Origin of the sequence: Pseudomonas bananamidigenes, from assembly GCF_001679645.1 — a bacterium.
Lineage (GTDB): Bacteria > Pseudomonadota > Gammaproteobacteria > Pseudomonadales > Pseudomonadaceae > Aquipseudomonas > Aquipseudomonas bananamidigenes.
In genome coordinates, this window is sequence record NZ_LRUN01000050.1 from 32644 (window position 1) to 45807 (window position 13164).

The following is a 13164-nucleotide window of genomic DNA, read 5'->3' on the forward strand; positions in this document are numbered from 1 at the left end:
GTCAGGCTCCTTTTTTCTGGCCGGCGTATTGCGGCATGGTGATGCACGCGACGTTGCCGCCACCGAGCAGGATTTCCCGGGAGTTTTCGATACCGACGATCTTGTGCTGCGGGAACAGTTCGGCGAGGGTCGCCAGCGCCACCTGATCGTTGCGATCACCGAACAGCGGCACCACGATCGAGCTGTTGCCGGCGTAGTAGTTGATGTACGAGGCGCAGATTTTGGTGCCGGCCTGGCGGGTGTGGGTGCTGTCCTGCTGATCAAGGCCTTCGGCTTCTTCGGCGGTCCACTCCAGCACATCCGGTTGCGGCAGCTTGTGCACGATCAGTTCGCGGCCACGGCTGTCGCGGGTGCTGCGCAGAATGTCGTAGGCCTCCTGATAGATTTCCCACTGCGGGTCGTCACGGTTGTCGGTCCATTGCAGCACCACTTCGCCGGGGCGCACGAAGCACGCGAGGTCGTCGACATGGCCATCGGTTTCGTCGAACTTGCAACCGCGCGGCAACCAGATCGCTTGCTCGGCGCCGAGGTAATCGGTCAGCCGCCGAGTGACTTCGTCCTTGCCCAGGTGCTGGTTGCGATTGCGGTTGAGCAGGCATTGCTCGGTGGTGAGGATGCTGCCCTGGCCGTCACTCTGGATGCCGCCGAGTTCGGCGATCAACGGCGCGCGATAGCGGTCGAAACGTTCGATTTCGAGGATCTTGCTGGCGATCTGATCGTCCTTGTCCCATGGGTAGTAGAGCCCGCCATCGAGGCCGCCGTAGGCGTTGAATTCGAAGTCGACGCCACGCACTTCACCGCTCTGGTCGTTGACCACGAAGCACGGGCCGCTGTCGCGGAACCAGGTGTCGTTGCAGGTCATCTCGACCACGCGCACTTGCGGCGGCAACTGGCGACGGGCAGTGGCGAACTGGGCCGCCGAAGCGCAGACCGTCACCGGTTCGCTCTGGGAAATCGCGGTGACGATTTGCACCCAGACTTTCTGCGCAGGCTTGGCACCGTTGCGCCAGACGTCGGTGCGCTCCGGCCAGCCGAGCCAGCAACCGGACTTGGCTTCGAATTCGCCGGGCAGGCGGAAGCCGTCGTGTTTCGGGGTGGAGTCGAGCAAACGTGCCATGGTCAAACCTCGTCATCGGGATGGGAATGACCTCAGGCTACGGTCGCGGGCAGTCAGCCGGCCAACGATGATTATTTCGGAACAGTTGAATTCAACTCATCAATCCGCCAATTGATCGTTGAACCATTCCAGCATCTGCGTCACCGCCGGACGCTCCAGCCGCATCCGCTCGCAGACCAGCGCGTATTGGCCCAGCGCGGTCATGCTGGAGGTGAATGGCCGTACCAGACGCCCGCTCTGTAAATCCTCCTGCGCGGTGAGGTTATCGCCCATCGCCACGCCCTGCCCTTGCGCCGCCGCTTCCAGCGCCAGGCCGGCGTGAGCGAAATACAATTGACGTTCCGGGCGCAAGTCGCCGGCATGGCTGGTCAGCCAGGCGGTCCAGGTCTTGCCGTCCTGATCGTCGTGCAGCAGGCAATGCCGGGCCAGGTCCTTCGGGGTTTTCAGGTTGCCCTGGTTGAACAGGCCGGGGCTGCACACCGGGAAGAACTGCAGCGCCGGCAACGGGCGGACGAAATACGCGCTGCTGTCCACCGGGCCGGTGCCGTAGGTGATCGCCAGATCGATGTCTTCGCCGGGCGCCGTGGCGTCGATCGGTTGCTCGTAGAGGTGCAAGGTGATGTGCGGATAACGCGCGTAGAAATCGGTGAGACGGTTCATCAGCCACTTCTGCGCCAACTCCGCCGTGACCGCCAGCCGCAGCACGGCGAGCGAGGATGGATCGCGTAATTCATCGCAGGCATCGCCGATCAGTTCGAAAGCCTGTTGCAGGCTCTGCATCAGGCGCCCGGCGGCGATGGTCGGGCGGATCTGCCGGCCCTCGCGGATGAACAGCGACACGCCCAGTTGCTCTTCGAGCTGGCGGATCTGATGGCTGACAGCACTGTCGGTGACGCACAGCTCGGCGGCGGCCCGACCGAAATGCGCATGGCGGGCGGCGCATTCGAAGGTTCGCAGGGCGGCCAGGGAAGGTAGTCGGCGCATGGGTTTGGGTCCCTTTTTTTGCGGACATGCTGACCGGGCTTTTCGCGGGCGTCCAGTTGCACCGCGTTATCGTTCTTCGGGAGCAAGCTCGCTCCCACAAGGCTATTCGGAGTTTGAAAGATTGAGGGCACACCGCAAAACCTGTGGGAGCGAGCTTGCTCGCGATAGCGGCGGCACAGGCGCAACATCTCTTCTAGGCTGAACCGCATCGACAACGCCAAACCGGAGGCCACCATGCATCTCGAAGGCTCCTGCCACTGCGGCGCGGTTTCATTCACCCTCGACAGCGCCCACCCCTACCCTTATCAGCGCTGCTACTGCTCGATCTGCCGCAAGACCCAGGGCGGTGGCGGCTACGCGATCAACCTTGGCGGCAACGCGGCCAGCCTCAAGGTGCGCGGGCGCAAACACATCACGATCTACCACGCGAAAATGAAAGACGATGGCGACAAACGTGCCCACCGCAGCAGCGCCGAGCGGCACTTCTGCTCGTTGTGCGGCAGCGGTCTGTGGCTGTTCAGCCCGCAATGGCCGGAACTGATCCACCCGTTCGCCTCGGCCATCGACACACCGCTGCCGGTGCCCCCGGAACACACTCACCTGATGCTCGGCTCGAAAGCGCCGTGGGTCGAGGTACAGGCGAGCGCGAAGGATCAACAATTCGAGGTTTACCCCGAAGAGTCCATCGCGCAATGGCACGAACGGCTGAAATTGACCCGATAGCCGCCTTCACAGTCTTTGACAGTTTCCCGACAAAGCTGCCAAAGATTGCCGGAGAGTACCCGCCTAGCATGGCGCATCCATATTCCTCATCGGGTGCCCCATGCCGGTTTCGCTACGTACATTATCGCTGTCCCTGACCTCCCTTTGCCTGCTGCTGCCGGGCGTCACTCTGCGTGCCGAGGACTGGCACACCACATTACGTGCCGGGGCCACCAGTGCTCCGCGCTACAGCGGCAGTGACGAGCGGTCGATAGCGCCATTGGCAGGTGTTGAAATCGTCAGCCCCTACGGCGTGTTTCTCGACACTGGCCGAGGCCTGGGCTGGGGTTTCGATGAAGAGGATTTCGGCCTCAGCGTCTACATCGGCGCCAGCGATGTGCGCAAGGATCGCAAGACCGGTTACAAAGGCTCGGACAAACTCAACGGCATGGGCTCGATCAAGTCGCGCCCGATAATCGGGCTCGACGGGACGTATCACCTGGGCCCACTCATTCTCGGCGCCAGTTTCGAACATGCGCTGGAAAAGGACGACGATGACCACGACACCGGCTCATCCTGGAACCGCCTCAAGCTGAGCATCAGCGCGTCGCTCTACGAAGGACGGTTCGGCAAGGTGACCGGTGGCCTCAACAGCCAGTTCGGCGACAGCAACTTCATGCGCACCTGGTACGGCGTCAGCGATGCCCAGGCCTCCCGCAGCCAGTTCCACGCCTACAAGGCCCGGGCCGGGTTGATCAGCCGTGGCGCAGACCTGACGTGGTCATTGCCGCTGGACAAACAATGGAGCGTCTCGACAGTGCTGGCAGTGCAATACCTGAACCACGAGGCGGGCGACAGCCCGATTGTCGAGCGCAGGATGCAGACCTCTCTTGCCGGGCAAGTGATCTACTCCTTTTGATCCCGCTCAGAACAGCTCGCTGAACGGAATGAAGCGCAGCGGATCGCCCATTCGCAACGTGCTGTTCTGCGGGATTTCCACCAGCCCGTCGGCCCAGGTCGCGCCGAGCAGCACGCCGGAACTCTGATTCGGATACAGCGCTGCCTGCCCGCCCTCCAGACGCACTCGCAGGTATTCGCGTCGGCTGCCGGGTTTCGGCCAGTCGAACCCGGCGTTGACGGTGAAGCTCAGCGGCAGCACCTCTTCCACGCCTTGAATGCGCAGCAGGTACGGGCGCGCCAGCAGGCCGAAGGTCACCAGCGCCGAGGTCGGGTTACCTGGCAGGCCGATCACCGGCACCGTGCCGAAATGGCCGACCGTCAATGGTTTGCCGGGTTTGATCGCGAGCTTCCACAGCAGCGGTTTGCCGTTGTCACGCAGCACCTGGCCAAGGCAGTCTGCGTCACCGGCAGAGACGCCGCCGGTGGTCAGAATCAGGTCGGCGGCCACCTGCAACTGCTCGAGCTTGAGCCGGGTTTGCGCCGGGCGATCCGGAAGAATTCCGGCGTCGATCACCTCGCAACCCAGTTCGCGCAGCCAATGATCGAGCAAGGTGCGGTTACTGTTGTAGATGCTGCCGGGACGCAACGGCTGGCCCGGTTCCACCAGTTCGTCACCGGTCGACAGCAACGCCACCCGCGGACGACGCACCACCGGCAGGTGAGTCATGCCCTGCCCGGCGGCCACTGCCAGTTCGAACGGACCGAGGCGTTTGCCGGCGCGCAGCAGTGTATCGCCGACGCGGTTCTCCTGGCCCTGGGCGCGGATGTTCTGACCCACTTTCAGCGGTTGCAAAAAACGCACGCGACCGTCCTCCAGCACTTCGGTGTTTTCCTGCATCTCCACACAGTTGGCCCCCAGTGGCAACAGCGCGCCGGTGAAGATCCGCGCGCAGGTGCCGGGCAGCAAGGCGTCCGGCGCCAGCCCGGCGTAGACGCGCTGCGACACCCTCAACGGCTGTCGATGCAGATCGGCCAGGTTCAAGGCGTAACCGTCCATGGCGCTGTTCGGCCATGGCGGCAGATCGAGGGTGGCGACCAGATCGCTGGCCAGCACTCGACCGCGCGCCTCATTGAGCGGCACCGATTCACTGTCCGGCAGGCGTTGTTCGTTGGCCATCGCCAGCAACTGGTCGAGTGCGTCCTCGACCGGCATCAACCCCGGCTTGTTCATCCGCGTGGCCCGCAGGCTTGCACCGGTTTGAGGTGCGGGACGAAGTTGCACGGGCGGTGACGGTTATCCAGTTGCTCGGCGAGGATGCCTTCCCATGCGGTGCGGCATGCGCCGGTGGAGCCCGGCAGGCAGCACACCAGCGTGCCGTTGGACAGCCCCGCCAGTGCGCGGCTTTGAACAGTGGAGGTGCCGATGTCGAGAATCGAGATGGCGCGAAACAGTTCGCCAAAGCCGTCGATCTGCTTGTCCAGCAGGCAGGCCACCGCTTCCGGGGTGCTGTCGCGTCCGGTGAAACCGGTACCGCCGGTGATCAGCACGACCTGAATGTTGTCGTCGGCGATCCAGTGCGCGACCTGGGCGCGGATCTTGTACAAGTCGTCCTTGAGCAGGTTGCGTTCACTCAAGGTGTGACCCGCTTCGAGCAGACGGCTGACCAGCAACTGGCCGGAGGTATCGCTGGCGTAATCACGGGTATCGCTGACCGTCAGCACGGCAATATTCAAGGGAACAAACAGGGCATCCGCTTTCACACTCATGGCACTCTCCGGCCTTCGCCAATTCAATTGGGCCAGAGCCTAAGTGCCACCTGTCGAGACTGTCTAATCACTCTCACCAACCACGTTATCGACCCGCTCTATCGGCGTTTTTTCAGTGGACCGAAAACACAGTTCCAGCCAATGAAACCGGCCATGATTGAATCCCTCGATAATCTCTTCAACGCTTCCGATTGGACGAAAACGCCGATCAGTGGGATCGTCGCCGCCTGCGCTTTTCGTGCGTCGTACGCATCTGCGTCAATACTCAATCAAATTTCCCATTCGAGCAGGTGCCATCGTGGACATCAAACAACTCAAGTTCCTGATCGCGCTGGACGAAACCCGCCACTTCGGCCAGGCCGCCGCGCGCTGCCACATCACCCAGCCGACCCTGTCGATGCGCCTGCGCAATCTGGAAGACGAGCTGGATCTGGTGCTGGTCAATCGCGGTCAGCGTTTCGAAGGTTTCACCCAGGCCGGGGAACGGGTTCTGGCCTGGGCCCGCACCCTGCTGGCAGCCCACGACGGACTGTTCGCCGAAGCTGCCGCCTGCCGCGGGCAACTGGTCGGCAGCCTGCGTCTGGGGCTGGTGCCGCTGAGCAACTTCAATGCGGTGAATTACATTCAGGGTTTGTCGGGGATATTTCCCGAGCTGAAATACAGCCTGTCGTCGCTCAGTTCGGACGAGATCATCGAAGGGCTGGGCAACAATCAGCTGGACCTTGGCGTGTGTTATCTGGACCACGTCAACCCGAACTATTTCGAGTTTTTCGAGATCGGCGAAACCCGCGTCGGCCTGCTCTACGACACCCGTCATTTCCATTTCGAGGGCCCGGAAATGAGCTGGGAAGAGGCCGCCGAACTGCCGCTGGGGATGATCACCTCCGGCATGCATTACCGAAAATCCATCGACCTGAGTTTCCGAAGTCGCGGTCTCAACCCGCAGCCGATCATGGAAAGCGATTCGACCTATCAGCTGTTGCAGGCGATTCACCAGGGTTTCTGCTGCTCGATCATGCCGCTGGACAGCGGCCTTGAAGAACCGATCGAGCACCTGGCTTTCATCAACCTGCCGGACGCCAGCGTACTCGCGCCCCTGGGGCTGGTGATGCGCAAGACCGAACCACGCTCGGCGATTGCCGAAAAGTGTTTTGCCGAGGCGCGCAAGATGTTCGGGATCGAGGCGCCTGCCGTTTAAATCATTGCGCTTCAGTCTGCCTTCGTCGGATCGCCGCCCGGAGCAAGCTCGCTCCCACATTGTTTCGTGGCGCTCACAGATATGTGGCGCGACTCGATACCTGTGGGAGCGAGCTTGCTCGCGAAAGGGCCGGAACGGTGATCGACCAATCCAATCACGGCATCGGAACAAGCGATTGGACGCACTTTTCCCCGCCCCGTAGCCTGAACCCACTTCAGCGCTTCGGGGATTTTCAAGATGCTGTGCCAGGTTGAACCACCCATCGAAACGGGCGATGCGAACGCCCCCGCGCCACAACCGGCGCAAGTGGCTTATCGCGAATACCTCGACGATGCGCCGGTATCCCACGCGGCGCTGGCAGCGGAGATCGCGCTGGCCATCAGCTACAACGGCCTGAACCAGGCCGTGATGATGGTTTCGCCGGGCAACATCGAAGATTTCATTCGCGGCTTCAGCCTGAGCAATGCCATCGTCGGCAGCCTTGACGATATCCATGACATCCGCCTGACCCATTTCGATCAGGCCTGTCAGGCCGAGGTGCAGATTTCCAGCCGGGCGTTCTGGACCCTGAAGGACCATCGTCGGCAGATGGCGGGCACCAGCGGATGCGGCCTTTGCGGTGTGGAAGCCCTTGAGCAGGCGCTGCCGCCACTGGAAATCCTGACGCCGGCACCGTTGCCGCCCGCCACGCACTTCGACGGCATTCGCCAACGCATCGAACAGGCCCAGCAACTGGCCCGCAGCAGCGGCGCCCTGCACGCGGCGTTGTATTTCGACGCCGACGGCGAAGCGCTGCTGTGCCGCGAAGACATCGGCCGCCACAACGCCCTCGACAAGCTGATCGGCGCCCTGCAATTCGAACGCCTCGATGCGCGTCAGGGCTTCGTCGTGGTCACCAGCCGCTGCAGCCTCGAACTGATTCACAAAGCCGTGCGTGCCCGCCTCGGCACGCTCGTCAGTCTGTCCGCCCCTACTGCGCTGACGGTGCGCTGGGCCCTCAAGCACCGCTTGAACCTGATCCATGTTCCGCACCGCAACGCCCCGCGAATCTACAGCCCGATCCAGGAGCCAACCCCATGAGCGACACCCTCACCCACCTCGACGATCAGGGCCGCGCCAACATGGTCGATGTCGGCGATAAAGCCGCCACCCGCCGCGAAGCCACCGCACAGGCCTGGGTACAAATGCGTCCGCAAACGCTGCAAATGATCCAGGCCAACGGTCACCCCAAGGGCGACGTGTTCGCCGTGGCGCGGATCGCCGGGATTCAGGCGGCCAAGCGCACTCACGAACTGATTCCGTTGTGTCATGCGCTGTTGCTCAGTTCGATCCACGTCGAACTCAAGGCCTGCGAACCGGACCGCGTACAGATCACCAGCACCTGCCGCCTCACCGGCCAGACCGGGGTCGAACTCGAAGCCCTGACCGCCGCCAGCGTCGCCGCGCTGACGATCTATGACATGTGCAAAGCGGTGGACCGGGCGATGGTCATCGGCGACATCCGTCTGCTGAGCAAACAGGGCGGCCGCTCCGGCCATTTTCAATGGGAGAACCCGCAGTGATTCTGATCAATTATTTCGCCAGCTACCGTGACCGGCTCAATCTGGGCGGGGAAAAGATTCCCGCAACCGCCGACCTCACCTGTGTCGAGGACGTGCGGCAAATGCTCATGGCCCGGGGCGATCTGTGGCGTGAAGTATTGGGGGCCGGCAACCTGATGTGTGCGGTGAATCAGGAGTTGTGCCAGCCGGACCAGGCCATCGAGGATTTCGACGAGATCGCTTTTTTCCCACCGGTCACGGGGGGTTGAGTCATGGGTGTTCGAGTCCAGCGTAAAAGTTTCGATGCCGGTCAATTGATTGCCGATCTGCATGCGCGCAACCCACGGGTGGGTGCGGTGGTGAATTTCATTGGTTATGTGCGGGATCTGAACGTCGGGCAGTCGGTGACCGAGCTGTTTCTGGAGCACTATCCGGGCATGACCGAAAAGGCCCTGGAGCAGATCGCCGAACAGGCTCGTGAGCGCTGGCCGCTGCTGGCGGTGGAGATCGTGCATCGGGTCGGTGCGCTGTCGGTGGCCGAGCCGATCGTATTCGTCGGCGTCAGCAGCAAACACCGGCATGCAGCGTTCGAAGCCTGTGCCTTCATCATGGATGTACTGAAGACCCGTGCGCCGTTCTGGAAGCGTGAGACGACGCCAGAGGGTTCGCATTGGGTCGAGGCGCGGGACAGTGATCGGAATGCGGCGTTTCGCTGGAGCCTGGCGCACGCCTGACACGGCACTATCGACGGCAACAAAAGCCTGACATCGGAATCAGGCGTTTACTTGTGCCGGACTTCCCCCTTACTATCCAGCCACACCGGCATGGCGGGACACACCCGCCGCCGACGTTTTCCGCCAACGGAAACACGCGTCATGAGCACGTCACTACAACAATCAGAACCGTTGAACGTCTCTGCACTGTGCGCCCTCCTTCACAGGGGCCGCGCATGAATCGCATCGTCAATCTCCCCATGGCCCTGAGCCGTTCCAAGCTGCGTCACTCCGCACGCCCGCCGGATATCCGCTGATCCTGTGGCGAGGGAGCTTGCTCCCGCCGGGATACGCAGTGTCCCCAGAACAGAAATGACTGCTGCGCAGTCCAGCGGGAGCAAGCTCCCTCGCCACAAGCCTGAATTCTTTTTCGATATCCCTGCCAGGACGCCCGCGCCTTTTGCCGAGCTGCGTCCGGCCAGAATCTGCGCGCCTGTGCGGCGCCATCGTGAGTGATTGATCATGAAATTCGCAGCCATTGAAGACGCCCGTCGCTTTCTCGAACAGAACCCCGACATCGACATGATCGAGCTGTTCATCCTCGACGCCAACGGCGTGCCACGCGGCAAGCTGTTGCACCGCGAAGAACTGCTCGCCGTGTACGAAAGCGGCCGCCCGCTGCCGAGTACCATCCTTGGTCTGACCGTGCACGGCGAAGACGTGGAAAACTCCGGTCTGGTGTGGGATGTCGGCGACATCGACTGCCGTGCCTACCCGCTGGAGGGCAGTCTGGTGCGCCTGCCGTGGCGGCAGATTCCCACCGCTGCGGTGCAGGTCAGCATGCACCCGGAACAAGGCCTGCCGGCGAGCATCGCGACCCGCGTCACCTGCTGATCAAGGTCATCGACGCCCTCAAGGCCGAGGGTTATCACCCGGTGATGGCCTGCGAACTGGAGTTCTACCTGCTCGACGCCAGACGCGATCACAACGGTCGCCCACAACCGGCGCTGGATGCCGACGGTGGTCGACCGCGACACACGCAAGTCTACGGTTTGCGTGAGCTGGAGCAGATCGAGCCTTTCCTCGCCGACCTCTACAGCGCCTGTAAACTGCACGGCATTCCGGCTCGTACCGCGATCTCGGAATACGCGCCGGGCCAGGTGGAAATCACCCTCGAACACGGCGATGCGCTGGAGGCGATGGATCAGGCCGTGCGCTACAAACGGCTGGTCAAAGCCGTAGCGCACAAGCACGGGATGCAGGCGACGTTCATGGCCAAGCCGTTCGATCACCTGGCGGGCACCGGCATGCACATGCACGTCAGCCTCGCCGATGCCGAGGGGCGCAATCTGTTTGCTTCCGAAGACCCGGCGGGCACGCCGCTGTTGCGCACGGCGATTGGCGGGATGCTCGCGTCGTTGCTGGACTCGTTGCTTCTGTTCTGCCCCAACGCCAACTCCTACCGTCGCTTCCAGGCCAACAGCTATGCGCCGCTGGCGCCGACCTGGGGCGTCGACAACCGCACCGTCAGCCTGCGCGTGCCCGGCGGTCCGGCCAATACCCGGCACATTGAACACCGTATCTGTGGTGCCGATGCCAACCCGTATCTGGCGGCTGCGGCGATCCTGGCGGGCATTCATCGCGGGATAAAAGAAGACATCGATCCGGGCGAACCGGTGCAAGGCAACGGCTATGCGCAGGCGAAGGAGTTGCTACCGACCGATTGGCTGACTTCGCTCACGGCGCTGGAAAAATCGGCGTGGGCACGGGAGGCGCTGGGGCAGGAATTTCTCGGGGTTTATCTGGCGGTGAAGCGTGCGGAATACCGGCAGTTCATGGCCGAAGTGGGTGAGCAGGACTGGCGCTGGTATCTGACCGAAGCCTGATTAATCACTCCGCCCCTTGTGGGAGCGAGCTTGCTCGCGAAAGCGTCGTCACATTCAACATTTCAGGTGACTGACACAACGCTTTTCGCGAGCAAGCTCGCTCCCACAGGGTCCGTGCACCGACTCCCGAATCTGGACACTGACATGACTGAACGCAGCAATTCCTATTACACCGCCACCCTCAACCGCGACACCGACTACCCGACGCTGCAAGGCCGGCACAAGGTCGATGTGGTAATCATCGGCGGCGGCTTCACCGGGGTCGCCACCGCCGTGGAACTGGCGGAAAAAGGCCTGAAAGTCGCCATCGTCGAAAGCCACAAGATCGGCTGGGGCGCCACCGGGCGCAATGGCGGCCAGGTCACCGGCAGCCTGTCCGGCGACGGCGCAATGCGCAAACAGATGCGCAACACATTGGGCGACGACGTCGACGACTTCATCTGGCACTTGCGCTGGCGCGGCCACGAAATCATCAAGCAGCGCGTCGAGAAATACGGCATCGAGTGCGACCTCAAGCACGGGCACCTGCACGCCGCCTACAAGCCGAGCCATATGGCCGGTTTGCGCAGCGATTACGAAGAGGCCGTGCGACGCGGGATGGGTGATGACGTCAGCCTGCTGGACCGCAGCCAGGTGCGCGATCTGCTGCAAAGCGACCTCTATCACGGCGCAATCAAGAATACCCGCAACATGCATCTGCACCCGCTCAACCTGTGCATCGGCGAGGCGCGGGCGGCAGAAAGCCTTGGCGCGCTGATCTTCGAAAACAGCGAAGTGCTGGAGATCATCCACGGCGATAGCCCGGGCGTTCGCACGGCCCATGGCCGGATCGACGCCAATCAGGTGCTGCTCGCCGGCGATGTCTATCACAGACTCGAACCGGGCCAGCTCAAGGGCAAGATCTTCCCGGCCATGGGCGGCATCGTCACCACCGAGCCGCTGGGGGCGCTGGCCCGGCAGATCAACCCCGAAGACCTGGCCGTTTACGACTGCCGTTTCGTCCTCGACTACTACCGCCTCACCGCCGACGGTCGCCTGTTGTTCGGCGGCGGCGCCAACTACAGCGGCAAGGACTCAAGGGACATCGCCGGCGAACTGCGCCCGTGCATCGAACAGACCTTCCCGGCGCTCAAAGGGGTGAAGATCGACTACCAATGGAGCTGTGCGATGGGCATCGTCATCAACCGCATCCCGCAACTGGGCAAGCTCTCGGACAACGTCTGGTATTGCCAGGGCTACTCCGGCCACGGCATCGCCACGACCCACATCATGGGTGAAATCATGAGCCGGGCGATCACCGGGCAGATGCAGCAGTTCGACACGTTTGCCGCGTGCTCGCACATTCGCGTGCCGATGGGGGATCTGCTGGGGAATCCGATGCTGGCGGCGGGGATGTGGTACTACCAGATGCTGGAAAAGTTGCGCTGATTGAACGGGCCCCATCGCTTGCGGTGGGGCCTTTCGACTCGCTGCAAAACGTCAGTCCTGCAACTGTTCAACCTCAATCCCCAACCGCCGATAATCCTCGGCACTCCCCGATGCCAGATGCCGCTCGGTAATCAACGTATGCACCCGGCTGCACGGCGCCACCACAAACGGCTCCACCGCCCCCAGCTTGTCCGCCGTGGTCACGGCAATCACCTGCGCCGCACTGTCGAACAACGCCTGTTTCACCGGCACTTCATCGAAATACAGCGAACTCAGCCCCACCTCCGGATGAATCGCGCACACCCCGGTAAACAACACGTCAGCCTTGATGCTTTGCAGCAGTCGTACCGTTTCGTGGCCACTGACCGACATCGTCGCCAGATTCAGTTGCCCGCCCGCCAGAATCACCTTGATCCCCTTGTATTCGGCCAGGGTGATCGCCGTCATCGGTGACGTGGTCACGGCGGTGATCGAGATCTCCGGGGGCAACGAACGGGCGATCTGCAATGTGGTGGTGCCGGAATCGAACAACACGATCTGCCCGTCTTTCACCCTTGCGGCCGCGAGCTGCGCGAGGCTGGTTTTCACCTCGTCGGTCTCACTGATCCGCGTGAAGTAATCCTTGCCAGTGTCCTTCGGCCGCGGCAGCGCCCCGCCGTGCACCCGCTGCACCAGCCCGGCATTGTCCAGTTCCGCCAGATCCCGGCGAATAGTGTCTTCGGACACCGAAAAATGCTGGCTCAACTCGGAGGCCATGACCTTGCCGTCTCGTTCGAGGATCAGCAGGATTTTCTGCCGACGCAGGGAGGGCAGCTCGGAAGCGGAATGATCGTGCATGGTTTTGCCTGTTTGTGCTTGTAGTTGCAGGTTTGGCGAGCCTAACCAAAGCCTTTGCCAAACACAAACCGGCAGGTATCAATTGTTTCGA

Annotated in this window: 13 protein-coding genes and 1 pseudogene; 9 read left to right on the top strand and 5 right to left on the bottom strand. The window is 62.4% G+C overall.

The genetic code is table 11. The annotated features are described in order from the left end of the window. Position 1: 1 nt before the first annotated feature. Both aguA and BBF94_RS17910 read right to left on the bottom strand, forming a co-directional pair. Entirely contained in the window at positions 2–1117 is a 1116-nt protein-coding gene (gene aguA / locus BBF94_RS17905; protein WP_065260319.1) for an agmatine deiminase, read from the bottom strand. Positions 1118–1216: 99 nt separating this feature from the next. Next, on the bottom strand, positions 1217–2101 hold the full coding sequence (locus tag BBF94_RS17910) for a LysR substrate-binding domain-containing protein (protein WP_065260320.1): 885 nt from the start codon (positions 2099–2101) through the stop codon (positions 1217–1219). A gap of 234 nt (positions 2102–2335) precedes the next feature. On the opposite strand from BBF94_RS17910, the gene BBF94_RS17915 reads away from it, so the two are divergent. Both BBF94_RS17915 and BBF94_RS17920 read left to right on the top strand, forming a co-directional pair. Next, positions 2336–2824 (top strand): GFA family protein, encoded by a 489-nt coding sequence (locus BBF94_RS17915; RefSeq protein WP_065260321.1) that lies wholly within the window; start codon positions 2336–2338, stop codon positions 2822–2824. A 100-nt stretch (positions 2825–2924) separates the two neighbouring features. Further along, positions 2925–3722, top strand: a complete 798-nt coding sequence (locus tag BBF94_RS17920; protein ID WP_065260322.1) for a MipA/OmpV family protein — start codon at positions 2925–2927, stop codon at positions 3720–3722. Positions 3723–3728: 6 nt separating this feature from the next. Here the strand turns inward: BBF94_RS17920 and BBF94_RS17925 are convergent, their stop codons facing one another. Both BBF94_RS17925 and moaB read right to left on the bottom strand, forming a co-directional pair. After that, on the bottom strand, positions 3729–4934 hold the full coding sequence (locus tag BBF94_RS17925; protein WP_065260323.1) for a molybdopterin molybdotransferase MoeA: 1206 nt from the start codon (positions 4932–4934) through the stop codon (positions 3729–3731). Further along, positions 4931–5470: a molybdenum cofactor biosynthesis protein B gene (moaB, locus tag BBF94_RS17930; protein WP_065260324.1), complete on the bottom strand. Its 540-nt coding sequence runs from the start codon at positions 5468–5470 to the stop codon at positions 4931–4933. The genes BBF94_RS17925 and moaB overlap by 4 nt, the downstream gene beginning before the upstream one ends. Positions 5471–5768: 298 nt before the next feature. On the opposite strand from moaB, the gene BBF94_RS17935 reads away from it, so the two are divergent. The 7 genes and pseudogenes from BBF94_RS17935 to BBF94_RS17965 all read left to right on the top strand — a co-directional run bounded on the left by BBF94_RS17935 (position 5769) and on the right by BBF94_RS17965 (position 12236). Beyond that, positions 5769–6668 (top strand): LysR family transcriptional regulator, encoded by a 900-nt coding sequence (locus BBF94_RS17935; protein ID WP_065260325.1) that lies wholly within the window; start codon positions 5769–5771, stop codon positions 6666–6668. 237 nt (positions 6669–6905) lie between these two features. Continuing rightward, positions 6906–7748, top strand: a complete 843-nt coding sequence (gene fdhD / locus BBF94_RS17940) for a formate dehydrogenase accessory sulfurtransferase FdhD (RefSeq protein WP_065260326.1) — start codon at positions 6906–6908, stop codon at positions 7746–7748. Further along, positions 7745–8230, top strand: a complete 486-nt coding sequence (gene moaC, locus BBF94_RS17945; RefSeq protein ID WP_065260327.1) for a cyclic pyranopterin monophosphate synthase MoaC — start codon at positions 7745–7747, stop codon at positions 8228–8230. Before fdhD ends, moaC begins: the two co-directional genes overlap by 4 nt. Next, positions 8227–8478, top strand: a complete 252-nt coding sequence (locus BBF94_RS17950) for a MoaD/ThiS family protein (RefSeq protein ID WP_065260328.1) — start codon at positions 8227–8229, stop codon at positions 8476–8478. Before moaC ends, BBF94_RS17950 begins: the two co-directional genes overlap by 4 nt. A gap of 3 nt (positions 8479–8481) precedes the next feature. After that, the gene (moaE, locus tag BBF94_RS17955) at positions 8482–8943 is read left to right on the top strand and encodes a molybdopterin synthase catalytic subunit MoaE (protein WP_065260329.1); all 462 of its coding nucleotides are present in this window, start codon (positions 8482–8484) and stop codon (positions 8941–8943) included. A 501-nt stretch (positions 8944–9444) separates the two neighbouring features. After that, positions 9445–10808 (top strand): annotated as a pseudogene (locus tag BBF94_RS17960) (glutamine synthetase family protein). Between the two features lie 144 nt (positions 10809–10952). After that, positions 10953–12236 (top strand): NAD(P)/FAD-dependent oxidoreductase, encoded by a 1284-nt coding sequence (locus BBF94_RS17965; RefSeq protein WP_065260330.1) that lies wholly within the window; start codon positions 10953–10955, stop codon positions 12234–12236. A 51-nt stretch (positions 12237–12287) separates the two neighbouring features. Here BBF94_RS17965 and BBF94_RS17970 read toward each other — a convergent pair whose 3' ends face one another. Further along, positions 12288–13073: a DeoR/GlpR family DNA-binding transcription regulator gene (locus tag BBF94_RS17970; RefSeq protein ID WP_065260331.1), complete on the bottom strand. Its 786-nt coding sequence runs from the start codon at positions 13071–13073 to the stop codon at positions 12288–12290. Between the last annotated feature and the right edge of the window lie 91 nt (positions 13074–13164).